Origin of the sequence: Sphingopyxis sp. (assembly GCF_016463645.1) — a bacterium.
Lineage (GTDB): Bacteria > Pseudomonadota > Alphaproteobacteria > Sphingomonadales > Sphingomonadaceae > Sphingopyxis.
This window is the reverse complement of record NZ_JAEMQX010000064.1, coordinates 1-22,102: the sequence shown is the minus strand read 5'-3', so window position 1 is coordinate 22,102 and position 22,102 is coordinate 1. Positions and strand designations below refer to the sequence as shown.

Genomic DNA, 22,102 nt, shown 5'->3' with positions numbered 1-22,102 from the left:
TGCCCTGCATCTCGACCGCGTGGAGCGGGCGGCAGTCGGCGTCGACGATCAGCAGGTCGACGCGCTTCGAATTGACCGCAAGGAACGCCGTCTCGTCGGGGCTCGCCAATATTTCGCCCAAGGAAACCTGACCCATCGCACGCCAGCCGGGGCTTTCCTCGGCCAGCGCCTTGTCGAGCACCGACAGCAGGCGCCGCTCGCCCTGGTTCAGCAGCGGCCGCGCCGTGAAACTGGCCTCCATCACCGCGCGCAGTTGCCCGGCGGCCGTCGCGACCGGGTCGAGCGCCTTCGGCGGCGGCGCGATCGGCACGACCCTCGCCCTGCCGCCCGTCCACCGGCTCTTTCCGCCGCGCTTCCGCCACCGTTCGCGCCGCTCCGCCCGCTTCCACCGCTCGACGATCCGCTCGGTCGCGACGCCGATGGCGGCGCCGACCGCCAGCACCAGCGCCAGCAGCAGCGGCTTGTCGATCAGGGCGGCGATCTCGGTCGGCATCGCACGCCGTATGGCACGGCGTGGTTACCATCGCGTAATTCCGCCGGGCGGAACTCCGTCCCCCTCTCGCGGGTCTATCCTTCATGGAGGGGCCACGCGATGCCCCGCCGCACCGGTCCGGCATCCCGACGGAGTGATGCCGATGAACAGAATGATGATCCTCCCCCTCGCCGCCGCGACCGCGCTGGCGAGCGGCTGCGCCGGCACGGGCGACCGCTATGCCTATGACGACGGCGGCTATGGCTATTACGACCGCGCCTACTACGACCGCTACGGCCGCTACGACTGGGATCGCCCCGATCCCGAATATGGCGGCTATCATGCCGACCGCTATTATCGCGACGACCGCCGGTACAGGGAACGCCGCCTGTCGGACAATGACCGCATCTATCGCGGGCGCGACAATAAATATTATTGCCGCCGCAACGACGGGTCGACCGGGCTGATCGTCGGCGGGATCGCGGGCGGCGTGCTCGGCAACGTCATCGCCGACGGCCGGTCGGAAACGCTGGGCACCGTGCTCGGCGCGATCGGCGGCGCGGCGGCCGGCGCCGCGATCGACCGCGGCAATGTGCGCTGCCGCTGACAGGTTCGGCCCCGTTTCGATTTCGGAAAACCCGCCATGTCGCATCCGTCGAACATCGTCCACTGCACCGGCCCGCTCGATCCGCGTCCCCTGCCCCAAGTGCGACGGGCGCGGCTGGATCGAGACCGGGGCCGACATGGTTCCGTCGCACGACATCGCGCTCTCGCCCGACGGCCGCCCGATGTGGGTCGTGCGGCTCGACCCGTCCGACGACATCGAATAGCAGACGCGGTTGACGATCCCGCTGCCTGACTGTTATAGTACAGTAAATCACTATCTTTCGGGCAGCGGCGGAAAGGGGCCAGGATGGACAGGGCAAGGACTTCGGCGATCGGGAAAGCCGGCCTGAAATCGCTCGGCCTTGCGGGCGCGGTCCTGCTCGGCGGCCTTTCGGGCGCCGCCGCCGCGAAGGACGGGACGACCGACGACGCGATCATCGTCGAGGGGATCAAGGACAAGGCGCAGGTCATCGATCATTATGTCCGCGCGCTGACCGTCGTCCGCGCGGGCGAGCCGCTGCCGCGCTACGAGGAAGGAAGCTATTGCCCCGCGGTCGTCGGCCTCAGCGCCGAACGCAACGCCGACCTCGAGGCACGCATGCACAAGGTCGCGGCGGCGGCGGGTGTGAAGCCCGCTGCGATGCCGTGCCGCACCAGCGCGCTCGTCCTGTTCGTCGACGACAAGGACGATTTCCTCAAGGCCTTTCGCAAGGCCCATCCGGTCTATTTTTCCGATCCTTCGACCAGGCACTGGTCGCCGCCGCGCGAGGACGGTCCCGCGACTGCGTGGCATCTGACGCAGCAGCTCGACAACAAGGGCATGCCCGCGCGCATGGTCGGCGGCGTGAAGCTTTTCGAATCCGCCGCAGGCGGATCGCACCTCATGAAGATGACCAAACCGGTGATCGTGATGTCGGTCGTGATCGTCGAGCGCCGCGCGCTCGTCGGCCTGACCCCTGTCCAGATCGCCGATTATGCGCTGATGCGCACGCTGACCGACCGGGTGCCGAAGAATATGGGCGAGACCGCCGCGAGCACGATCCTGACCGCGATCGACAGCGCGCCGGAAAGCGAGGTCGCCGCGTCGCTGACCGAGTGGGATCTCGCCTATGTTCGCGGCCGTTACACGGGCGAAGCGTTCCGCAACGGCTATAGCCAGGGGGCCGCGATCAGCGCGGCGATCAAGCGCGAGGTCACGCCGAAGGAGGCGGAAGACGCGGCGGAGTGAAGTCGAAAGCCCGACGCTCCGCACGCCCGCTTGCGCCGGTGCACCGGTGTCATTAGGCTCGGCCCGAATATCGGGAGAGGCCAATGATCGTCGCCGTCCAGCTCGTCGCCGCGCTGCTGCTCGCCTTGCAGGCGTCGCCCGCCGAGCCCGATCCGCGGCGCCCGGCGCCGACCTTCGACAGCGCTCCCCCGGCGCTTCCCGCGCTCGCCCGGCCCGCAGTGCTGATCGTCAGCAAGACCAACGGCTATCGCCACGACAGCATTGCACAGGCGGTGCCCGCGATCGAGGCTGTGGTGAAAGCACGCGGCTGGAGCAGCTTCGCGACCGAGAACGCCGCGGTCTTCAACCCCCGGCAACTCGCCCGGTTCGACGTCGTCGTCTTTGCGAGCGCCAGCGGGGATATCTACACCGGGGCGCAGCGCGAGGCGTTTCAGGCGTGGATCGCCCGGGGCGGAGGTTTTGTCGGCCTCCACAGCGCCGGTGACGGCAGCCACCCCGACTGGTTCGTCAGGATGCGCGGAAACGGCAGGTTCATCGGCCACCCGGGCGGCGCCGACAAGTTCCAGGCGGCGAAGCTGATCCCCACCGATCGCAGCCATCCGGCGACGCGCCACCTGTCCGCGATCTGGCCGTGGACCGACGAATATTACAGCTGGGACGCCCCGCCCGCCGCCGACGCGCACATTCTCCTCAGCCTCGACGAGACCGGGATGCGCCTCGAACCGAAGCTGCGGATGGGCGACCACGCGCTCGTCTGGTGGCGCTGCGAAGGCCGCGCGCGCATCTTCTATTCCGCGCTCGGCCACAAGGCCGAGGCATGGTCCGACCCGGTCCACATGCGCATGGTCGACGGCGCGATCGCATGGGCAGCGCGCAAGGACGGGATGGGCTGCGACTGATCGGCGATCTGCGCGCTGGAATATGTTCTCTTTATGTTCTATGGATATGATCGATTCGCCATCAGGAGGAACCGATCATGCCGCGCAGGATTTTCGCACGACGCCCCCTCTATCTGATGGTCAAGCCGCCGGCCGATATTGCGGCGCGCATTCACGCGCTGCCGCGGAGCGACCGGCGCCGCGGGGCCCACCTGCTGCATATGACGCTCGCAGCTTTTGGCGATCTGGCCGAAGCTCCCGCCGGTTTCCTCGAACTCGTGATCCGCGGGCTGGACGAATTCGGCGCCGGTGCTTTTCCCGTCCGGTTCGACCGGATCGAATGCCGCAAGGCGACGACGCTGCGAAGTTCGGCGCCGCTTGCCGCGGCGTGGGAATTCCAGCGGCAGCTTGCCGAATATTTCGAGCAGCATGGTTTCAGGGACTTCAACCTGCCGCCCGAACTTCACGTCACGATCGACTATCGCGGCGACGGGCTCGGTGCCGAGGCGATCGAACCGGTCGCATGGACCGCCGACGAGATGCTGCTTATCGAAAGCGTGACGGGCCAGACCCGCCATGTCGTGCACGGCCGCTGGCCCTTGCCCGGCGGCGAGCCCGGATATTGCAGGGCAGCCTAGCCCGCCGCTTTTGCGCTATTTTTTTGCTTTCGCCGGCTTTTCGAGATTCGCCTCGACCGCCGCGCGGATCAGCGCCCTGAACGCCGCCTCGTCGACGCTGTCGCCCTCGAACAGGTCGATCGCGCGCCGCGTGTTGCCGTCGAGGCTCGAATTGAACAGCTTTTTCGGGTCGGCGAGCGCCGCGCCCCTGGCGAAGGTCGGCTTGACCTTGTCCTTGTAGGTTTCGCCGGTGCAGAGGATGCCGGCATGTTCCCACACGGGAACGCCCGCCGGGTTCGACGGCTTCTGCCACTTCACCGTTTCCCCGACATCCGGATCGGCGTCGTGGATCAGCGCGCGCAGCTTCGCGAGCATCGCTCCGCGCCAGTCGCCGAGCCCCGCGATCTTCGCGTCGATCGGATCCGCCGCCATGTCGTCCCTCACATCTTCTCGCCGGGCAGCGCCGCGGCCTGTTTCACCCAGTCGGCGAAGGCCGCCTCGTCGACGGCGTCCTCCTCATGGATATGGAAATAGCGCGTGTCGCCGCTCTTCGATGCGACCGGCGGCACCGGTTTCAGCGACTGCCCGCGAAAGAAGGCGACCTTGATGTAACGGTCGAAGCAATGGATGCTCAGGAACCAGTGCGTCGGCTCCTCGCCCTGCCCAGGCGGTCCATAGAATGGCGAATTCCATTTGACCGCCTTCGCGACGCCGGGAATGGTCTTTTCGATCAGCCCGTCGAGCCGCTTCCAGACGCCCGACTTCCACCCCGGCATCGCCGCGATATAGGCCTGCACCGGCGCGTCGCCATAACCCTTCGGGATTTGCGGATTGCCGCCCGACAGCAGCACCGGTTTCGGCTCGGCCATCCCGCCCTCAGCGCTCGTCGCGATAGAAGGGCCGGTCGCCCGCGATCGTCACCCGTTCCATCCGCCGCACTGCGGGAAAATAGTCCGACGCCGCATAATGCTGCCCGGCGCGATTGTCCCAGAAGGCGATCGAGCCCGCGCGCCAGCGAAAGCGGCACTGGATTTCGGGCACCGCCGCCTGCGCATGAAGATGCGCGAGCAGCCACTCGCTCTCCTTGGCCGACACACCTTCGATATGGCTGGTGAAGGCGGTGTTGACGTACAGCGCCTGCTCGCCCGTTTCGGGATGGGTGCGAACGACCGGATGAAGCTGCGGGGGATATTGTTCGTGCAGTTCCTCGACGCTCTTGCCGAGCCGTTTCGCAAAGACGCGCGCGATGTCGTGCACCGCGCTCAGCGAGCGGCACCAGTCCTGCATCGCGGGCGACAGGGCGCGGAACGCCGCTGCCATGTCGGCGAACAGCGTGTCGCCGCCGACCTCGGGCACCTCGATCGCGCGCAGGATCGACCCCAGCGACGGTTCGGCGCGCCACGTGACGTCCGAATGCCATTCATTCTCGCGCCCGCGCGAATCGGGTCCGTGCGCGATATGCAGCACCTCGGGGTTCGGCTGGCCCTTGGGCGTCGCGGGGTGGATTTCGAGCGGCCCGAAACGCCGCGCAAAGGCGATATGCTGTTCGGGCGTGATGAACTGGTCGCGAAAGAAGATCACCTTGTGCGCGAGCAGCGCGGCGCGAACTTCGGCGATCGTCGCGTCATCCTGCTCCTGCGCCAGATCGACCCCCGAAATCTCGGCGCCGATCGATGGCGTCAGGGGGGCGACCTTCAGGCGCTCGAAAACCCGCTGCGATGCGACGAGGCCCATGGCTTTCCGCTCCTGCTATTGTCTTGTCGGAGCATGAAAAGACCATCGCCGCGGCGAGTCAAGTCGCGGTGCGGCTAACCGACGATCTCGGCGGTCGCGGCGCGCTCGATCGCGGGCCGCCAGTGCGGCCGCACGGGCAGCAGGAAAATCTCCGCCAACGCGCGCTCGATCTCGTCGGCACTCAGGTAGCGCCGGTCGATGCGCCCGTCGGTCAGCCGCGTCGTCAGCCGGTTGTCGCGCAGGCCGTAGCGCGCCTCGGCGGTCGTGCGCGCCGCGATCAGCTGGTGGCGGAAATGCGAGTCCGGATGCGCCGAAGTGTACCAGTTGCCGAGTTCGTAATCGATCGTGGGCGGCGAGACATTCTCGAGCCGATAGAGCGTGCGCCATTCGCCCTCGATCGACGCCGCGACCTGCCATTCGGCGCCGTGCCGCACGATACGATAGCTTTCGTGGCGCGTTGCCTGCGGGTCCTCGCTGTCCATCGCGAGCGGCTGCGGCGGCACCGCCGCGCCGAAACCGGCGTCGGCGAGCCATGGCCGGCCGTCGAGTTTCACGCGCACAACCATATGCGTGCGCGGCGTCGGCGGCGCATCGTCGGGGAGCAGCCAGCGCACGCGGCCGAGCAGCCCCTCTGCATCGAAGCCGATCGCCTGCAGCGCGCGAAGGAACAGCGCATTCTGCTCGAAGCAATAGCCGCCGCGCCGTTGCCCGATCAGCTTGGCGTCGATGGCGTCGGCGCCGATGTCGATTCCGGCGCCGGTCAGCGCGTCGATCGCCTCGAACGGAATCGCCGCGATATGCGCCGCCTGCAACGCCGCCAGCACATCGAGCGTCGGCGCGACCGGTCCCTTGTGGCCGATGCGCGCCAGATAGCGCGTCAGAAAGGATGCCGCAGGCGCTTCGCCATCGCTATCGTCGAGGCCCGGGGGAGAGGCGGCGGGGTAGTGCAGCATGGACAAGGCTCCGTTCGCGAATCAAATGCCCTCGCCTTATGAAAGCTCAAGCCCGGTTGAGGTCAAGCACGGATCGGCGGGACACACGCCGTCCCGCAAAGCGCCATTATCCCGGTAACTTAGCCATTGCGGCGGACCGCCGGCTGCGGCAGACCGGCGGGACAAGATAAGGTCGCAGACCATATAACAGTCCAGGAGCCCCCATGCGCATCACACCCCGTTTCCGCCTTGCTGTCGCGCTCGCGCCGGCCGCCCTGCTTTTTGCCGCCGGCACCGCCAACGCCGCGACCTGCGAGGAAGCTTTCGTCAAGAAGGGCAACCCGATCACCGGGCTGCGCTTCACCGCCGCGGTAACCGTCGCCGACCTCCCGCCGGCGGTCGCGATCGGGCAGATGCGCGGACTCGTCGCAGCCAAGGGCTACGACATCATGGCGGACGAGGCCGAATATGGCTCGATGCTGATCGAACAGCCGATGACCGGCACCGTGCGCGCTTTTCCGATCCAGATCACCGCGACGCAGACCGGTGGAATCGGCACCGTCGTCATGGAGGCCAGGCTGCGCGCCGGACAGGCAACCAAGGCCGACGCCGCGATGGCTGAAATGTGCGGCATGCTGAACCAGATCAAGGGCGGCAAGGCGGGCGCGGCCGCGGCGAAGAAGGGCGCAACCGCGACAACCGTGGCCGCCGCGCCGGTGAAGATGAATTCGCTGAGCTTTTCGCAGCAAGTGTCGAAAGATACCGAACGCAACGCCGCGGGCATCCTCACCCGCTACAAGGGGAAACAGTTCACGATCGACGGCCTCGTCGACTATGTGACCAAGGACGGCAGGGATTTCCGCGTCGGCTACAAGATTCCCCAGCCGTATGAGCAAGCGATCCGTCTGCCGAACCAGGCGCCGTTCAAGACCGACATCGTGTGTTATATGGCACCGGGCCAGGCCGCCTATTCGCTCCAGCTCAAGCCGAACAAGAGCATCAAATTGACCGGCACCGTCGAGGATTTCGACGAGTATAAGCATATCATCTGGCTGAAGGACTGCCGTCCGGCACAATAAGGGGCGGCACAGCGACGGAGGGAGGCGCCATGCGAGGAACGATTATGATTGCGCTGGCTTTCGGCATGACGGCTCCCGCACTTGCTGCCGATGCACCCGCAGACGACGTGGCGAGCCTCCGCGCCTTTGCCGACGCGTTCGACGCGGCGCAGATCGCGCAGGATCGCGCGGCGCTCGAACGCATGGTCGCCGACGATCTCGTCTTCATCGACGGCAGCGGCAAGCGCTATGGCAAGGCTTTCTTCATCGACGGCTGGACCGGGCCCGACGACGATTATGACCCGGTGACGCTAACCGATCGCGTCATCCTGCCGCTCGGCAAGGACGCCGGCCTCGCGAGCGCCGAGACGGTCCTGTCGGGCCGCTCGGCGGGCAAGCCCTTCCGCGCCCGCATCCGATTCACCGACATCTTCCGGCGGAACGGCGACAGCTGGCAGGCGACCTATATCCACGTCACGCGCATGGCGCCGGAAGACAAGTAGCGGAAGGATTCGACTCTCGGGAACGATGAGAACATAATGGGAACATTGATCCGATTCGGAGGAATGGACGATGGACCCGATGTTCCGATATTTCCTGGGTTTTCAGGTCGCCGCCGACCGCGCCGGCTGGCTCGCCCGCCAGTTGCCGCCCGTCGCGGGCGACCTGTTCGCGGGGCTGAAACCGCAAAATTATCACCTCACGCTCTGCACGATCGCCGAAACGGCCGAGCCGCAGCCTTTTCTGCGCCAGCGTGTCGCGGCAGCATTCGCATCCGGCCTCCCCGCTGCGAGCCACATTCCCTTTGGACGCATCATGAGCCGGGAAATGGGTGCGGAACTCACCACCGTCGGAAGCATCGGCGGCATCCGCCATCTCTATGAGGGCATCGTCGCGCTGCTGGAAACGCAAGGCATCGAACCGATGCATCGAAAGTCGGGGCTGCGGCCCCACATCACGCTAGGATACGGTGCCTGCGACTTCGACCCGGCTCCGATGGCCTGGCGGTGGACTCCGCGCGAACTCGTGCTGATCGAAAGCCATATCGGCCATCGCCGCCATCGCGTGCTGCAAAGCTGGTCGCTGCTTCCGCCGGCGCAGGGCGCCTTCGCCTTCATGGAAGACGAGCTGCCCCCGCCGCTGCGCTACGCCGCCTAGGCCTCGAGGCTGTGTTCGAACGTGATCTCGCAATTGAGCAGCTTCGACACCGGGCAATTCTTCTCGGCTTCCCCGGCGATCTTCGCGAATTCGTCGGCACCGATCCCCGGCACCTTGCCGGTCAGCGTCAGCGCGGACCTGGTGATCGTGAAGCCGCCGTCCTGCTGCTCCAGCGTCACCGCGGCGCTCGTCTCCAGCGTGTCGCCATTATAGCCCGCGCGCGCGAGCCCGAACGACAGCGCCATCGTGAAGCAGGCCGCGTGCGCCGCAGCGATCAGTTCCTCGGGGTTCGTCCCCGGCTGGCCCTCGAAGCGCGTCCCGAAACCATAGGGCTGCTTGTCGAGCACCCCCGACTTTGTCGTGATCGACCCCTTGCCCTCCTTGCCGAAGCCTTCGTAGCGGGCGGATGCGCGATTGACGGTCATGCTCTATCTCCTTCGAGGGGGCGAAACGGAAAGGCGCCGGGACTCGGATTCCTCAGGCGGCGAGCAGCTTACGCCGGGCGCCGATGCGCTTCCACGCCTTTTCATGGAAGAAGAATGCGACGGCATTGATGCAGGGCTCGATGATCGCGATCCCGCCCGCGAGCGCGACCGACCCGGTCAGCACATAGGCGACGCTGAAGCCGATCGTCAGATGGATCGAAAGATAGGTGAAGGTCTTGATCAGGTCGTGGGACATGGCGCATCTCCGGCAGGACGAAGCGCCAAGTTAAGAATGAATCGCAACAAGCGCCAGAGGGCGCTTCCGCTCAGTCTGATCGATTTTCCCGCACGACGCCGGCCCGGTCGAGTTCGGGCCCCAGCCGTCCGGTGAGCCACATCGCCCACATCCGGAAATCGGCCGCGAGGCTCCACAGCGGATAGGTGAAGGTCGCCGGCCGGTTCTTCTCGACCCCGAAATGCGCGACCCACGCAAAGAAATAGCCCGCGACGGGCAGCGCGACCAGCCATGCCCAGCGCCCGCTCAGCACCGCCGCGACGGCGATCAGCACGACGAGGCTCGTCCCGACATAGTGCAGCGCGCGCGTCGACGCCTTGCTGTGTTCGCGCAGGTAAAAGGGCCAGAATTCGGCAAAGCTCGTGTAAAGCCGCGGCATGGCGCCAGAATGTCGCGCGCCGCCACCGCGGTCAAGCCGTGCGATTTCGCGATGGGCAGCCCGCGATATCGTGATACGGTCGCGGCACCAAAAGAAAATGGGGGAGGAATATCGATGAAGAAATCGACGCGTGCACTGCTCGGGCTGGTCCTGCTCGACCTGATCGTCGTCGCCGGCGCCTGGTGGATGATCGACCGCACGCAGAGCGGCGCGTGGAACTCGAACGATCCGGCGGGCTCGGTCACGATGGTCACGACGACCGCGGGCATGCTCGTCGGCGTGATCACGGCAGCGCTGCTGCTCGCCTTCGTGATGCACCGCCGCGCGGGCAACTGATCACCCGCATCGCCTGAAATAGTCAGCCCTCCCGCCCGGGTCGCGGGGGCGGGAGGGCCGTGGTTCCGCCCCGGCGCGGTGGGCCGGAGCGGAGACGAAATCGCGAAATCAGCGCGCCGCGGCTTCGCGGACCTTCTGCACCGCGGGGAGCAGCAGGCCGATCAGGATCTGCACGGGGTTCGAGGTCACCGTCATGCCGCCCTGCGCGGGCTGCGCCGACTGCGCCATCGCGGGAGTTGCCGACAGGGCGATGGTCAGGGCGAGCACGGGGGTGAGGATCATCTTCTTGGTCATTGTCTCTTCCTTTTCACATTCGTTGATCTGTTTCGAATTGGGCTCGGGGCGTTCCCGATGGCCTGCTTATGCCGCGCGTCCGCACGCCCGGCCGTGATCGCCATCACTCGCCGGGAAAAATTTCACAAAGCACTGAAAAGACAGCGAAGAAAAATGCTAACCGCGCTTCAGCCGCACCAGCGCCGCGTCGAGCGCCTGCAGGAATTGCGAGCGATCGGCCTTCGAGAAGGGCGGCGGCCCGCCCATGCCGTCGCCCATTCCCGCGCGCAGGTCGGCCATGATCGCGCGCGTCGCGATCGCGGGGCCGATCGAGGCCAGGGTGAAGGGCTTGCCGTTCGGGCCCAGCACGCTTGCGCCGGCCTTCAACGCCCGGTCGGCGAGCAGGATATCGGCGGTGACGACGATGCTCCGGGCATGCGCCGCCCCGGCGATCCAGTCGTCGGCCGCGTCGAACCCGTCCGACACCACGACGCGCTCGATCAGCGGATGCTCGGGCACGCGCAGCCGGCTGTTGCTGACGACCTTCACCGCCACCTCGTGCCGCCACGCGACGCGATAGATTTCGTCCTTCACCGGACAGGCGTCGGCGTCGACCAGTATCTGGATGGCATCGGTCATGGACAAGGGGTCAGCCGACCTCGACGCCTTTCCAGAAGGCGACCCGGTCGCGGATCGCCTCGGCGGCTTCCCTAGGGTCGGGATAATACCAGGCCGCATCGGCGTTCACCTGCCCGCCGACGGTGACATGGTGATAGTGCGCAAGCCCCTTCCACGGGCAGATGCTCGTCGTCGCGCTGTCCGACAGCACGGCCGGATCGACCGCGCCCCGCGGGAAATAATGATTGCCTTCGACGACGACCGTGTCGTCGCTGTCGGCGATCACCGCGCCGTTCCACCGCGCCTGTACCATCGCTTCGCCTCCTGCCTTCAAGCCGCGAGCCCGTCCCACACCAGCTTGGCGCCGAGCAGGACCATCAGCAGATAGATGATAACATAGAAGCGCGCGCCATCGATCCGTTTCAGCCAGCGCACGGTGAGCAGGGTCGATCCGATCGCGAGCGGCATCAGCAGCGCGGCGGCGACCAGCACCTCGTGCGGAAAGGCGCCGAGCGCGATATAGGCGGGCACCTTCATCCAGTTGATCGCCGCGAACAGGATCGAACTCGTCCCGACGAAGACGAGGTGCGGCAGGCGGCGCGGCGTCACCCACATCTGGAACGGCGGCCCGCCCGCGTGCGCGATCTGGCTGGTGAAGCCCGTCGCCACGCCGAACAGGCTGCCGACCCAGCCCGGCGAGGTCGACGCCGCGACGACGCGGCCGCCGCGTTCGACCCACAGCCGATAAAGCCCGAACGCCAGCGTGATCGCGCCGAGCGCCGCCATCAGCTTCGCCTCGTCGACGCGCTCGGCATAGAGATATCCCGCCGCGATCCCGGCGGCCGCGCCGGGCAGCATCCACGCGATCACCCAGCCGTCCCACGTCTTGCGGAACGACCACACGCTGACGACGTCCTGCACGATCAGGATCGGCAGCAGCAGCGCGGCGGCGATCGTCGGCGGCAGCACCAATGCGACGAGCGGCGTCGCGAGCGCGCCGACCCCCGACAGCCCGCCCTTGGCGAGCCCGAGCAGAATCACCGCGGCCACCACCGCGAGCAGGGTAAGCGGATCGGAAAGCAGGCTCATGCCGCGGCGATGTCGGGCGTTTCGGGCAGCCGCCAGTCGATCGCGCCGCGTCCCTGCGCCTCGAGGAAGGCGTTGGCCTGGCTGAACGGCCGCGACCCGAAAAAACCGTTGTGCGCCGACAAGGGCGAAGGATGCGGCGCGCGCAGGATCAGGTGCGGGCTTCCCGCGCCGAGCCCCGCGACATTCGCCGCCTTCCTCTGCGCATGGCTGCCCCACAGGATGAAGACCTTGGGCGCCGGATCGGCCGCAACCGCCGCGACGACCGCGTCGGTGAACTTCTCCCACCCCTTGCCCTGATGCGATGCGGCCATGCCGCTTTCGACCGTCAGGCAATTGTTGAGCAGCAGCACGCCTTGGCTTGCCCAATGCTTCAGATAGCCGTGCGATGCGGGCGCGATGCCAAGGTCGCTGCGCATTTCCTTGTAGATATTGACGAGGCTCGGCGGCGTGCGCACCCCCGGCTGCACCGAGAAACAGAGGCCATGCGCCTGCCCGGGCCCGTGATAGGGGTCCTGCCCCAATATCACGACGCGCACATCCTGCGGCGGCGTCGCGTCCAATGCCGCGAACCAGTCGCGCGGCCGCGGAAAGATCGCCTTGCCCTTCGCGCGCTCGCCCGCCAGAAATTGCTTCAGCGCCGCCATATAGGGCTGCTCGAATTCGCCGCCGACGCGTGCGAGCCAGTCGGGATGCAGTTTGACCTCGGCCATGCCCCGCGCTTCACCAGAGCGGCGCGGGCTTGTCCAGCCCCGTCGCCCTGCGAAGGGCGGCTAGCGACCGATTGCGGACGCAAGGACGCCGTGCCATCCTCGACAGATGTCGCCTGGCAAAGGAGGGGGGTATTCGTGATTGCACGCCGTGAATTGCTGGGTATTGGCGCGGCCGGCGCGACACTGTTGGCATCGTCCGCAACGCAAGCCTGCACAATCATTCCCCCGGCGAAGGCGAAACCTTTCCGGCGTGCGGAGTGCGAACAACAAATTCATGACCTGGTTGCGTTTATGAACAAGGCGCCGGGCTTGCCTCCCGACGCCGTTTCGGATTGGGTCGACGCACGGGCCATCGAAGTCGAGTTCGAATATCCGGTCTCGGAAAATGTGGGGGGCGTACTCTACAATTATCTTTTCTTTCGAGAGTATGGAATGTCCGGAGGAAAACTCGACCCGGATCCGATCAGGATCAAGGAAATCAGCCTGATCAGAAGTGTCGGGAATCAGGCCTCATTCCAGTTCACATTGACCAGGAATCAGTTTTTCCCCGCTGACGAAGAAGGGTGCAACGGCCTCTTCACCCATGGCGAATATTTTCAGAAGACCGACACGGCATTCATTGCTCGCTTCTTCAACAACAGGCTGAAAAGTTTTCGCGATTTTCCGGAGTGGTTTGCCTGACCGCCGGCCGCCCGGGTTGCCCCGACGTCCATGCGACGTCCGCCTCCCCCGAAACCACCGTTCGCGATTGTCGCCCCGCGCGCCAAGCTGCTTTAGCCTTGTAACACGCCGCCCCCTGCCCCACATCGCTCCCATGGCGAAGCGGAGCCTCTATCAGCGGATGCGGTCGAACGCGCAGGTTCGCACTGCGCTGTTCGCGCTCGGCATATTGCTGATGATCACCGGCATCGCGATCGGACCGCTGCCCGGTCCGGGTTTCCTGATTGTCTTTCCGGTCGGGCTGATGCTGTGCCTGCAGAACAGCGCCTGGGCCAAACGGGCCTATGTCCGCTTCAAGCGGCGGCACCCCAGATACGGCAACTGGGCCGACCGCATCATGCGCCGCGTCAGCGCCGCGCGGCGCCGGGCGCGCGCCGCGCTGGAAAAGCCAGATGGCGATTGACTTTCCACCGACTCTTGCTTATCCGCGCCTCCAACAGTGGCCGCCCACGCTTGGCGGCCCTTTTCTGTTGCAGCATTTGACGAGATCTAGGGAAAACCGCGATGAAGCGCACTTATCAACCGAGCCGCCTCGTGCGCAAGCGCCGTCACGGCTTCCGCGCCCGCAAGGCAACCGTCGGCGGCCGCAAGGTTCTGGCCGCCCGCCGCGCTCGTGGCCGCGCGAAGCTGTCGGCCTGATCGCCGACGCTTCGTCGCCAGCTCCGCTGGTGCGAACGCTTTCAAAACGTAGCGATTTTCTGGCCGCGAACCGCGGCCTTCGCTTTCCCATGCCCGGCTTCGTGCTGCTGGTCCGCCATCGCGGCGACGGCGACGATATGCGGGGCATCGGCTATACGGTCAGCAAGAAAGTCGGCAACGCGGTGACGCGCAACCGGATGAAACGGCGCTTTCGCGAACTCGCGCGCGCCGCGCTGCCCGAATCGGGGATCGCCGGCGCCGACCATGTGCTGATCGGCCGCCCCGGCGCCAACGAAATGGAATTCGCCGAGCTGGGCGAACATCTCGATTCGGCGCTGAAGCGCGCAGCGAAGAAACTGGCGGCAAAGGCGCCATGATCGCCCGCCTGCTGATCCTCATCGCGCGCGGGTGGCAGCTTGGCCCGTCCCGTATCCTGCCCCCCACCTGCCGTTATGCGCCGTCGTGCAGCGAATATGCGATCGTCGCACTCCGCCGCCATGGTGCGATCAAGGGTGGCTGGCTGGCGACAAAGCGGCTATTGCGCTGCCATCCATGGGGAGGGCACGGGTACGACCCCGTTCCATAATCATTCCCGACATCCTGTTTAGACGAAGAGAGACCGAAGAGCGTGGACGACAAGCGTAACATGATCGCGGCGATTTTGCTGTCGGTGGCCATCCTGATCGGCTGGAACTTCGTTTCGGAGAAATTCTTTCCGACGCCCGACAAGCCCGATGTGACGAAGACTGTTGCGGGCGCTCCCGGCGCGGCACCGGCCACGGCGCAGGGCCAGCCCGGTGCGCTGCCGACACCCGGTGCCCCCACCGCACCCGCGGCACAAGCGATCCGGCCCGTTGACGTCGTGCTTGCCGAAGGCCAGCGTGTCCCGATCGACACCCCCGCGATCAAGGGGTCGATCAACCTCGTCGGCGCGCGCGTCGACGACATCACGCTCAACAAATATCGCCAGACGATCAAGAAGGGTTCGCCCGCAGTGCGACTGTTCGCGCCCGGCGGCACGCCGGCGGCCTATTTCGCGAGCCTCGGCTGGGCGGCGCAGGGCATCCAGGTCCCGAACGCGAACACCGTCTGGACAGCGACGGGTAACAAGCTGACTCCGACAACGCCGGTGACGCTGCGCTGGGCGAACACGACCGGCCAGACGTTCCGTATCGAGTACAGCATCGATGCCGATTATCTGATCACCGCAAAGCAGACGATCGCCAATACGGGCACCGCCCCGGTTTCGCTGAGCAGCTACGCGCTGCTTGATCGATTGGGCACCCCCACCGATCCGCACGAGCAGGATAGCGTCACGATACACGTCGGTCCGACCGGCTATCTCGACGGCAAGACGGTCATCGATACCGATTATGACGATGTCGAAGAGGCCCCTAACCGCAGCGTGCGTTATGGCTCAGGTGCTTGGCTCGGATTCAGCGACAAATATTGGCTCGGCGCTATCGTGCCCGCCAAAGGCGAACGCATCACCGCATCGATCAGTTCGCCCGCCGCGAACAATTACCAGACGCTATTCGCGCGCGACTTCACACAGGTCGCGCCGGGCAAGCAGGTGACGACGACCAGCCGCATCTTCGCGGGCGCCAAGGAAGTCTACACACTTCAGCGCTATGAAAATGATCAGGGCATCACGCGCCTGTCGAACGCGATCGACTGGGGCTGGTTCGAATTTTTCGAGGTGCCGATCTTCAAGCTGCTCGACTGGCTGTTCAAGCAGGTCGGCAATTTCGGCGTCGCGATCATGGTGCTGACGCTGATCATTCGTGCGCTCATGTTCCCGATCGCGCAGCGCCAGTTCGGATCGATGGCGCAGATGCGCCTCGTCCAGCCCAAGATGAAGGTGCTGCAGGAGCGGTACAAGGACGACAAGCCGAAGATGCAGCAGGAGCTGATGAAGCTCTACAAGGACGAGAAGATCAATCCGCTCGCCGGCTGCCTGCCGATCCTGATCCAGATCCCGATCTTCTATGCGCTCTACAAGGTGCTGATGCTGACGATCGAAATGCGGCACCAGCCGTTCATCCTGTGGATCAAGGATCTGTCGGCACCCGATCCGCTGCACATCCTGAACCTGTTCGGCCTCTTGCCCTTCACCCCCCCGTCGATCCTGTCGATCGGCATTCTCGCGGTGATCCTCGGCATCACGATGTTCCTGCAGTTCCGTCTCAATCCGCAGGCGACCGACCCCGTGCAGCAGCAGGTGTTCAAGATCATGCCGTGGCTGTTCATGTTCATCATGGCACCGTTTGCGGCGGGCCTGCTGCTCTACTGGATCACCAACAATATCCTGTCGATCGGGCAGCAGCAGTGGATGTACCGCAAGTTCCCGCAGCTGAAGGCGGCCCCGGCGAAGTGAGCGAGATCGGTCCGGGCGCGGAGGACAGGGCGGAACGGGCGCGCAAGCTGTTCGCGGGCCCGATCGCCTTCCTGAAATCGGCGCCCGCCCTCCAGCATCTGCCGGGCCCGAGCGTTCCCGAGATCGCCTTTGCCGGGCGGTCGAACGTCGGCAAGTCGTCGCTGCTCAACGCGCTGACGAACCGGAACGGGCTCGCACGCACGTCGGTGACGCCGGGGCGGACGCAGGAGCTCAACTATTTCGATGTGGGGTCGCCGCTGGTGTTCCGGCTCGTCGACATGCCGGGATACGGCTTCGCGAAGGCGCCGAAGGACGTCGTCAAAAAGTGGCGCTTCCTCGTCAATGATTACCTCCGCGGGCGGCAGGTCCTGAAACGCACATTGGTGCTGATCGACAGCCGTCACGGGATCAAGGACGTCGATCGCGAGGTGCTGGAGATGCTCGACGTCGCCGCGGTGAGCTATCGCATCGTGCTGACCAAGGCCGACAAGATCAAGGCGACCGAACTCGAAGCGGTGCACGCCGCGACCGAGACCGAGGCGCGCAGGCACCCTGCCGCCCACCCCGGGGTGATCGCGACGAGCAGCGAAAAGGGCATGGGCATCGCCGAACTGCGCACCGCGGTGCTGGAGGCGGTCGAGAGTTGACCTTTGCGTCCCGCCCCCTGAGGGAGGGGACAAGGAGATCCAATGAAACTGTTCATCGGCAACAAGGCATACTCCAGCTGGAGCCTGCGCGGCTGGCTTGCGGTCAAGCATAGCGGGCTGCCGTTCGAGGAAGTCACCGTCCCGCTTTACGACGAGGAGTGGAGCCAGCGGCGCGAGGGCGACGAGTTCGCGCCGTCGGGGGGCAAGGTGCCGATCCTGTGGGACGGCGACGATATCGTCGTGTGGGACAGCCTCGCGATCATCGACTATCTCAACGAAAAGACCGGCGGCACGAAGGGATTCTGGCCCGGGGACATGGCGGCGCGCGCAATGGCGCGGTCGATGGCGGCCGAAATGCATTCGAGCTTCGCCGCGCTCCGCCGCAATCACAGCATGAACATCCGGCGCGCCTATCCGCCCGCCGAGCTGCTGCCCGAAGTGCAGGCCGACGTCGTGCGCATCTTCCAGATCTGGGCCGAGGCGCGCGCGCGTTTCGGCGGCGAGGGCGACTTCCTCTTCGGCGATTGGTCGGCGGCCGACATCATGTTCGCGCCGGTGGTGACGCGCTTCGTCACTTACTCGATCCCGCTGCCGCGCTTCGCCGCCGCCTATTGCCAGGCGGTGATCAGCCATCCGTGCATGCAGGAATGGATCGGCGGCGCGCAGGCCGAGGACTGGGTGATCGAGAAGTTCGAGGGGCCGGTGGCCGATTGACGGCACGCGGGTCGTTCAGGACGCGATAAGGTTGTCGGGCTAGTCTGGCGTCATGCGCAGGCCCCTTATCCTGTCGGCCATCGTCCTGAGCCTCGTCGCGGGCGCCGCGGCGGCGGCCGCCTTTACCGCACCCGGCGCCGCGCAATGGGTGATCGGCCCGGTCATCCGCGGCAAGAATTATTCGCAAGGCATGCCGCTGCAGCCGCGGCCTGCACGGAACGGGTGGTATTTCGACTTTCCCGTCGGCAGCCGCGAGGCGGGGCATGTCCATTATGTGACGTTCCGCTCGCGCCCGATTCCGGCGGCGTCGACCATCACCCTGCGCTACCGCGTCGACGCGCGACCGGGGACGCGGTTCGTGCCGCAGGAAAGCGAGGATGCGCCCGCCACCGTTTCGCTCTATTTCCAGCGGCGCGGCGACAACTGGTCGGCGAAGGGCCGCTACGAACATTATCGCTGGTACGCACCCGCCGCGACCGTGCAGGAGATCGCGCCGGGCGAACATGAGATGCGCGTCAGGCTCGACGATCCGGACTGGATTTCGGTGATGGGGCGGACCGCCGGGGCGAACCCCGGCGCGATCGGGGCGGCGCTCGCCGATATCGACCGGATCGGCCTCGTCTTCGGATCGGCCTCGGCACGCGGCCACGGCGTCTTCGCGACCGCGCCGGCGCGCTTCACCCTGCTCGGTTTCGAGGTCCGCTAGGGAATTCGCGCCGCCGGATAGGGCGTGCCGTCCTTGTGGAAATAGCCGTCGGGCGTGAAGAGCATGTCGATGTCCGAATAGCCCCCGCCGGTGTCATGTTTCTTGCCGCCGCCCAATGCGACGAAGACGCAGTCGGCATCCGATTCGTTGATCAGATGATGGCCGTTCGTGCTGCCCTTCGGCCATACCGCGATGTCGCCCGCCCGCATCGACCAGCGGCCGTCGTCCTCGACCAGCACCGCCTCGCCCGAAATCATCACGAGCATCTCGTCCTCGCCGTCGTGCCAGTGGCGCTGCGACGACCAGGCTCCGGGTCTGAGCACGACATGGCTCGCGGCAAAGTCGCTGAGGCCCGTTGGCGGCGCGAGGCGGCGGTACCAGCGGCCCTGCACGGGTTTGTCATGGGGCGCGGGATAGCCCGTCGTGTTGGTTTGCGGGATGGCGTCGAGATCGAGCTTGGGCATGACAGTCCTCATGGAGTTTGTTCCTCCTTTGTTTCGCATAAAGGATGCGCGGTGCAAAGCCTCGACTTCGCGCCGTGCGAAGGCGTAAAGGGCGGGCATGACCCATCATGTCGATCCCCTGGAACTCGCCAAGGCGCTGATCGCCGCGCCGAGCGTCACCCCCGCCACGGGCGCCGTCTTCGATGCGCTCGAGGCGGCGCTGACGCCGCTGGGCTTCACCGTCGAGCGCTTCATCGACGGGATCGAACCCGACGGGCCGGTCGAGAATCTGCTCGCGGTGCGGACCGGAAGGGGCACGAAACATTTCGGCTTCGCCGGACACCTCGATGTCGTGCCGCCGGGGGTGGGCTGGACGGGCGAGGCCTTTGATCCGCAAGTGCGCGGCGATCTGCTCTATGGCCGCGGCGCGGTCGACATGAAGGGATCGATCGCGGCCTTCGTCGCAGCGGCCGCCGCGACGCCGGTCGACGCGGGGACGATCAGCCTGATCATCACCGGCGACGAGGAGGGGCCCGCGATCTTCGGCACCCGCGCGCTGATGGAGCATATGGACGCGCGCGGGGTGAAGCCCGACATGATCGTCGTCGGCGAGCCGACGTCGGTGAACAGGCTCGGCGACATGGTGAAGATCGGGCGCCGCGGGTCGGTCAATATCTGGATCGACGTGCCGGGTACGCAGGGGCATGTCGCCTATCCGCACCTCGCCGACAATCCGATTCCCAAGCTGGTGAGGATATTGGCGGCGATCGAGTCGGTGAGCCTCGACGCCGGGACCGACTGGTTCCAGCCGTCGAACATCGAATTCACCGATATCGAGGTGGGTAATGGCGCGACCAACGTCATCCCCGCCTCGGCACGCGCGCGGCTGTCGATCCGCTTCAACGACCGGCATCGCGGCGCCGATCTCGTCGCGATGATCGAGCGGATCGCACACGACGTCGAGCCGGGCGCGAAGGTGCTGGGCAAGATTTCGGGCGAGGCCTTCCTGACCCCGCCGGGCGAGCTGTCCGGGCTGGTCGCCGAGGCGATCCATGCCGAGACCGATCTGCAGCCCGAAATGTCGACGACGGGCGGCACATCGGACGCGCGCTTTCTTCATGCGCTGTGCCCGGTGGTCGAATTCGGGCTGACCAACGCGACGATGCACAAGCTCGACGAGGCGGTCGCGGTCGACGATCTCCACAAGCTGACCGCCATCTATCGCGGCATATTGATGCGCGTTTTCCTCTAATCCTCGCGGCTGCGGCGAAGGATCACATAGACCGCGCCAGCCCCGCCGTGGCTGATATGCGCCGGGCGGAGCGCGACGATCCCATCGGCATGCGGCGAAAAGGCGAGCCAGTCGGGCAGCGAGGCGCGGATCGCGCCGCGCGGGCGGGGATCGCCGTGCATCTGCGGCAGGCGGTCGGCACCCGGGCGGAGCCGCCCCGCGACGACGAGCAGCACGCGCGCGCCGCGCAACAGCGCGCGGCCGATGGCGTCGTCGAGCAGAGCCTGCGCGGAGGCGAGCGTGTGGCCGTGGAGGTCGATGCTCATATCGGGGCGGACGAGCCCCTTGCGCAGGCGGCGGTCCCAATGGCCATCGAGTGTCGCGGTTTGATGCGTGCGGCGCGGCGGCGGCAGTTTCGCCGGCGCCGGGCGCGATGGCGCGGCGGGGACGGCGCCGCTTCGCGGCGTCGGCTTCGGCGGCGCCGCGGGCGCGAGCGGTGCCGGGGCTTTGGGCAGCGGCGTCACCGTCGCCGCGACCTTTTTCCACAGCGCGCTTTCCTCGGGGGCGAGGCGCCGCGGCATGTCAGCGATCCGGCACCGGCGCCGGGATCAGCCGTGCGATGCTGGCGCGCGGGAGCAGGAGCAGCGCCGCGCCGCGCGCGGCCATGCCACCGGCGATCGCGCGCCCCTCGTCGCCCGCGCCCCAGAAGCTGTCGAAACGATTGGCGCCCTTGATCGCGCCGCCGGTGTCCTGCGCGACCCAGAGACCATTGGGTTCGGCGCGGTCGAGCGAAAGGAAGACGGGCGCACCGAGTGGCACATATCGGGGATCGGCGGCAACGCTCGCGCGGCCGGTCACCGGAACGCCGAGCGCGCCGAGCGGGCCGGGGCCGGTGAGTTCGCGGAAGAACACCCAGCTCGGGTTCTCGTTCATCACCGCGGCGCCGCGCACGGGGTCGGCGCGCAGATAATCGAGGATGCCCTGCATCGACGCCTGTCCGCGCTGGAGCTCGCCGCGGTCGAGCAGCAGCTTGCCGATGCCGACATAGCCGCGGCCGTTCTGCGTGTCGTAACCGATCCACATGACACCGCCGTCGGGGAGGCGCAGACGCCCCGAGCCCTGCACCTGCAGGAAGAAGAATTCGGCGGCGTCGGCGGCGTAAGCGATTTCGAGCCCGCGCCCGTCGAGCGCGCCGCTTTCGATCGCGGTGCGGTCGTAATAGCGGGTAAAATCGCTCCCCTCAACGCGGCCGCGGATCTTGCGGCCCTTCAAATCGTCGGCGAACTGGCCGAGGTCGACTTCGACGAGGTCGGCGGGTCGGCGATAGATGGGAACGTCATAGCCGGGCTGCTTCGTACGCGAACCGGCGATTTCGGGTTCATAATAGCCGGTGACGAAGGCGGTGCCGGCGCCGACCTGCAGCGTGCCGAAATAGCGCGTGAAAAAGGCGAGCGCGTCGCCGTCCTTCCAGTCTTTCGCCGCATTGCAGCTTTCGGCCCAGTCGGCGCCCTGCGTCAGGCCGCTCGTATCGGTACGGCGCTGGACCGAGGGGCAGCTGATGCGGAAGGCGGCGAGCGCGGTGGCCGCCTGTCCGGTGGTGACGCCGAGCGTGGCAAAATCAGGCCCGGCGACCACGCCGCTGGCGGCGGCGGTCGTCGCATCGGCCGGGACCGCCGCGACGGGAAGCGGCGCGCGCGGGGTGGCCGGAATCGGCTGCGCGGCGGCACCCGCGGTTTCCGACGGACGCGGCACATAGGGGCGCGGCGTTCCGGCCGGGCGCGGAGGGACGGGGCGGTGGTCGCGGGGCGGCTGTCCCC

General features: G+C 66.7%; 35 protein-coding genes. 19 read left to right on the top strand and 16 right to left on the bottom strand.

The window, feature by feature from the left end; genetic code table 11:
• On the bottom strand, nt 1-493 hold a 493-nt coding region (locus tag JHC57_RS13820), incomplete at its 3' end, for a DUF2726 domain-containing protein (protein ID WP_294030655.1).
• A gap of 142 nt (nt 494-635) precedes the next feature.
• On the opposite strand from JHC57_RS13820, the gene JHC57_RS13815 reads away from it, so the two are divergent.
• From JHC57_RS13815 to JHC57_RS13795, 5 genes are all read left to right on the top strand, one after another.
• Nucleotides 636-1,079, top strand: a complete 444-nt coding sequence (locus JHC57_RS13815) for a glycine zipper 2TM domain-containing protein (protein WP_294030653.1) — start codon at nt 636-638, stop codon at nt 1,077-1,079.
• Nucleotides 1,063-1,302, top strand: a complete 240-nt coding sequence (locus JHC57_RS13810; RefSeq protein WP_294030652.1) for a hypothetical protein — start codon at nt 1,063-1,065, stop codon at nt 1,300-1,302. The genes JHC57_RS13815 and JHC57_RS13810 overlap by 17 nt, the downstream gene beginning before the upstream one ends.
• Before the next feature lie 83 nt (nt 1,303-1,385).
• Nucleotides 1,386-2,306, top strand: coding sequence for a hypothetical protein (locus tag JHC57_RS13805; RefSeq protein ID WP_294030651.1), 921 nt, complete (start codon nt 1,386-1,388; stop codon nt 2,304-2,306).
• Between the two features lie 83 nt (nt 2,307-2,389).
• Nucleotides 2,390-3,205, top strand: coding sequence for a ThuA domain-containing protein (locus tag JHC57_RS13800; protein ID WP_294030650.1), 816 nt, complete (start codon nt 2,390-2,392; stop codon nt 3,203-3,205).
• 77 nt (nt 3,206-3,282) lie between these two features.
• Nucleotides 3,283-3,822, top strand: coding sequence for a 2'-5' RNA ligase family protein (locus JHC57_RS13795; RefSeq protein ID WP_294030648.1), 540 nt, complete (start codon nt 3,283-3,285; stop codon nt 3,820-3,822).
• 15 nt (nt 3,823-3,837) lie between these two features.
• Here the strand turns inward: JHC57_RS13795 and JHC57_RS13790 are convergent, their stop codons facing one another.
• The 4 genes from JHC57_RS13790 to JHC57_RS13775 form a co-directional block, all read right to left on the bottom strand.
• Nucleotides 3,838-4,233, bottom strand: a complete 396-nt coding sequence (locus JHC57_RS13790; RefSeq protein WP_294030647.1) for a DUF1801 domain-containing protein — start codon at nt 4,231-4,233, stop codon at nt 3,838-3,840.
• 8 nt (nt 4,234-4,241) lie between these two features.
• Entirely contained in the window at nt 4,242-4,670 is a 429-nt protein-coding gene (locus JHC57_RS13785; RefSeq protein ID WP_294030646.1) for a DUF1801 domain-containing protein, read from the bottom strand.
• Nucleotides 4,671-4,677: 7 nt separating this feature from the next.
• Nucleotides 4,678-5,535: a TauD/TfdA family dioxygenase gene (locus JHC57_RS13780; RefSeq protein WP_294030645.1), complete on the bottom strand. Its 858-nt coding sequence runs from the start codon at nt 5,533-5,535 to the stop codon at nt 4,678-4,680.
• A 74-nt stretch (nt 5,536-5,609) separates the two neighbouring features.
• Entirely contained in the window at nt 5,610-6,488 is an 879-nt protein-coding gene (locus JHC57_RS13775) for an arylamine N-acetyltransferase (protein WP_294030644.1), read from the bottom strand.
• A gap of 203 nt (nt 6,489-6,691) precedes the next feature.
• On the opposite strand from JHC57_RS13775, the gene JHC57_RS13770 reads away from it, so the two are divergent.
• The 3 genes from JHC57_RS13770 to JHC57_RS13760 all read left to right on the top strand — a co-directional run bounded on the left by JHC57_RS13770 (nt 6,692) and on the right by JHC57_RS13760 (nt 8,683).
• Complete coding sequence (locus JHC57_RS13770) at nt 6,692-7,546, top strand: hypothetical protein (RefSeq protein WP_294030643.1); 855 nt, start codon at nt 6,692-6,694, stop codon at nt 7,544-7,546.
• 29 nt (nt 7,547-7,575) lie between these two features.
• Entirely contained in the window at nt 7,576-8,028 is a 453-nt protein-coding gene (locus JHC57_RS13765) for a nuclear transport factor 2 family protein (protein ID WP_294030642.1), read from the top strand.
• Between the two features lie 70 nt (nt 8,029-8,098).
• Nucleotides 8,099-8,683 carry a hypothetical protein gene (locus JHC57_RS13760; protein ID WP_294030641.1) on the top strand — a complete coding sequence of 195 codons (585 nt, stop codon included), beginning with the start codon at nt 8,099-8,101 and terminating at the stop codon, nt 8,681-8,683.
• Here JHC57_RS13760 and JHC57_RS13755 read toward each other — a convergent pair.
• The 3 genes from JHC57_RS13755 to JHC57_RS13745 form a co-directional block, all read right to left on the bottom strand.
• Nucleotides 8,680-9,108, bottom strand: coding sequence for an OsmC family protein (locus JHC57_RS13755; RefSeq protein WP_294030640.1), 429 nt, complete (start codon nt 9,106-9,108; stop codon nt 8,680-8,682). The genes JHC57_RS13760 and JHC57_RS13755 overlap by 4 nt on opposite strands.
• A 52-nt stretch (nt 9,109-9,160) precedes the next feature.
• Complete coding sequence (locus tag JHC57_RS13750; protein WP_294030639.1) at nt 9,161-9,364, bottom strand: DUF2061 domain-containing protein; 204 nt, start codon at nt 9,362-9,364, stop codon at nt 9,161-9,163.
• Nucleotides 9,365-9,434: 70 nt separating this feature from the next.
• A complete protein-coding gene (locus JHC57_RS13745) occupies nt 9,435-9,782 on the bottom strand; it encodes a DUF962 domain-containing protein (protein WP_294030638.1) in 348 nt (115 codons plus the stop codon).
• A gap of 114 nt (nt 9,783-9,896) precedes the next feature.
• On the opposite strand from JHC57_RS13745, the gene JHC57_RS13740 reads away from it, so the two are divergent.
• The gene (locus tag JHC57_RS13740) at nt 9,897-10,118 is read left to right on the top strand and encodes a hypothetical protein (protein WP_294030637.1); all 222 of its coding nucleotides are present in this window, start codon (nt 9,897-9,899) and stop codon (nt 10,116-10,118) included.
• Between the two features lie 108 nt (nt 10,119-10,226).
• Here JHC57_RS13740 and JHC57_RS13735 read toward each other — a convergent pair whose 3' ends face one another.
• From JHC57_RS13735 to ung, 5 genes are all read right to left on the bottom strand, one after another.
• Entirely contained in the window at nt 10,227-10,412 is a 186-nt protein-coding gene (locus JHC57_RS13735; protein WP_294030636.1) for a hypothetical protein, read from the bottom strand.
• A gap of 156 nt (nt 10,413-10,568) precedes the next feature.
• Nucleotides 10,569-11,030, bottom strand: a complete 462-nt coding sequence (locus tag JHC57_RS13730; protein WP_294030635.1) for a YaiI/YqxD family protein — start codon at nt 11,028-11,030, stop codon at nt 10,569-10,571.
• A gap of 10 nt (nt 11,031-11,040) precedes the next feature.
• The gene (locus JHC57_RS13725; RefSeq protein ID WP_294030633.1) at nt 11,041-11,322 is read right to left on the bottom strand and encodes a DUF427 domain-containing protein; all 282 of its coding nucleotides are present in this window, start codon (nt 11,320-11,322) and stop codon (nt 11,041-11,043) included.
• A gap of 17 nt (nt 11,323-11,339) precedes the next feature.
• Complete coding sequence (locus JHC57_RS13720) at nt 11,340-12,098, bottom strand: sulfite exporter TauE/SafE family protein (protein ID WP_294030632.1); 759 nt, start codon at nt 12,096-12,098, stop codon at nt 11,340-11,342.
• The gene (ung, locus tag JHC57_RS13715; protein ID WP_294030631.1) at nt 12,095-12,808 is read right to left on the bottom strand and encodes a uracil-DNA glycosylase; all 714 of its coding nucleotides are present in this window, start codon (nt 12,806-12,808) and stop codon (nt 12,095-12,097) included. Before ung ends, JHC57_RS13720 begins: the two co-directional genes overlap by 4 nt.
• 135 nt (nt 12,809-12,943) lie before the next feature.
• Here ung and JHC57_RS13710 point away from each other — a divergent pair, with 135 nt between their 5' ends.
• From JHC57_RS13710 to JHC57_RS13670, 9 genes are all read left to right on the top strand, one after another.
• Complete coding sequence (locus tag JHC57_RS13710; RefSeq protein ID WP_294030630.1) at nt 12,944-13,489, top strand: hypothetical protein; 546 nt, start codon at nt 12,944-12,946, stop codon at nt 13,487-13,489.
• A 133-nt stretch (nt 13,490-13,622) separates the two neighbouring features.
• Nucleotides 13,623-13,931, top strand: a complete 309-nt coding sequence (locus JHC57_RS13705) for a PGPGW domain-containing protein (RefSeq protein ID WP_294030629.1) — start codon at nt 13,623-13,625, stop codon at nt 13,929-13,931.
• Between the two features lie 101 nt (nt 13,932-14,032).
• Nucleotides 14,033-14,167 carry a 50S ribosomal protein L34 gene (gene rpmH / locus JHC57_RS13700; RefSeq protein ID WP_037554958.1) on the top strand — a complete coding sequence of 45 codons (135 nt, stop codon included), beginning with the start codon at nt 14,033-14,035 and terminating at the stop codon, nt 14,165-14,167.
• 29 nt (nt 14,168-14,196) lie between these two features.
• Nucleotides 14,197-14,544, top strand: a complete 348-nt coding sequence (gene rnpA / locus JHC57_RS13695; RefSeq protein WP_294030628.1) for a ribonuclease P protein component — start codon at nt 14,197-14,199, stop codon at nt 14,542-14,544.
• Nucleotides 14,541-14,753: a membrane protein insertion efficiency factor YidD gene (gene yidD, locus JHC57_RS13690; protein WP_237839059.1), complete on the top strand. Its 213-nt coding sequence runs from the start codon at nt 14,541-14,543 to the stop codon at nt 14,751-14,753. The genes rnpA and yidD overlap by 4 nt, the downstream gene beginning before the upstream one ends.
• Before the next feature lie 42 nt (nt 14,754-14,795).
• A complete protein-coding gene (gene yidC / locus JHC57_RS13685) occupies nt 14,796-16,544 on the top strand; it encodes a membrane protein insertase YidC (RefSeq protein ID WP_294030627.1) in 1,749 nt (582 codons plus the stop codon).
• A complete protein-coding gene (gene yihA / locus JHC57_RS13680) occupies nt 16,541-17,191 on the top strand; it encodes a ribosome biogenesis GTP-binding protein YihA/YsxC (RefSeq protein WP_294030626.1) in 651 nt (216 codons plus the stop codon). Before yidC ends, yihA begins: the two co-directional genes overlap by 4 nt.
• Nucleotides 17,192-17,233: 42 nt before the next feature.
• On the top strand, nt 17,234-17,905 hold the full coding sequence (locus JHC57_RS13675) for a glutathione S-transferase family protein (RefSeq protein WP_294030625.1): 672 nt from the start codon (nt 17,234-17,236) through the stop codon (nt 17,903-17,905).
• Between the two features lie 52 nt (nt 17,906-17,957).
• A complete protein-coding gene (locus tag JHC57_RS13670; protein ID WP_294030624.1) occupies nt 17,958-18,611 on the top strand; it encodes a hypothetical protein in 654 nt (217 codons plus the stop codon).
• Here the strand turns inward: JHC57_RS13670 and JHC57_RS13665 are convergent.
• Entirely contained in the window at nt 18,608-19,075 is a 468-nt protein-coding gene (locus JHC57_RS13665; RefSeq protein ID WP_294030657.1) for a cupin domain-containing protein, read from the bottom strand. The genes JHC57_RS13670 and JHC57_RS13665 overlap by 4 nt on opposite strands.
• Nucleotides 19,076-19,172: 97 nt before the next feature.
• On the opposite strand from JHC57_RS13665, the gene dapE reads away from it, so the two are divergent.
• A complete protein-coding gene (dapE, locus tag JHC57_RS13660; RefSeq protein WP_294030622.1) occupies nt 19,173-20,306 on the top strand; it encodes a succinyl-diaminopimelate desuccinylase in 1,134 nt (377 codons plus the stop codon).
• On the opposite strand, the gene JHC57_RS13655 is transcribed toward dapE, so the two are convergent.
• Nucleotides 20,303-20,866, bottom strand: a complete 564-nt coding sequence (locus tag JHC57_RS13655; protein WP_294030621.1) for a Smr/MutS family protein — start codon at nt 20,864-20,866, stop codon at nt 20,303-20,305. The two genes, dapE and JHC57_RS13655, sit on opposite strands and share 4 nt — an antisense overlap.
• A gap of 1 nt (nt 20,867) precedes the next feature.
• On the bottom strand, nt 20,868-22,102 hold a 1,235-nt coding region (locus tag JHC57_RS13650; RefSeq protein ID WP_366928543.1), incomplete at its 5' end, for an MltA domain-containing protein.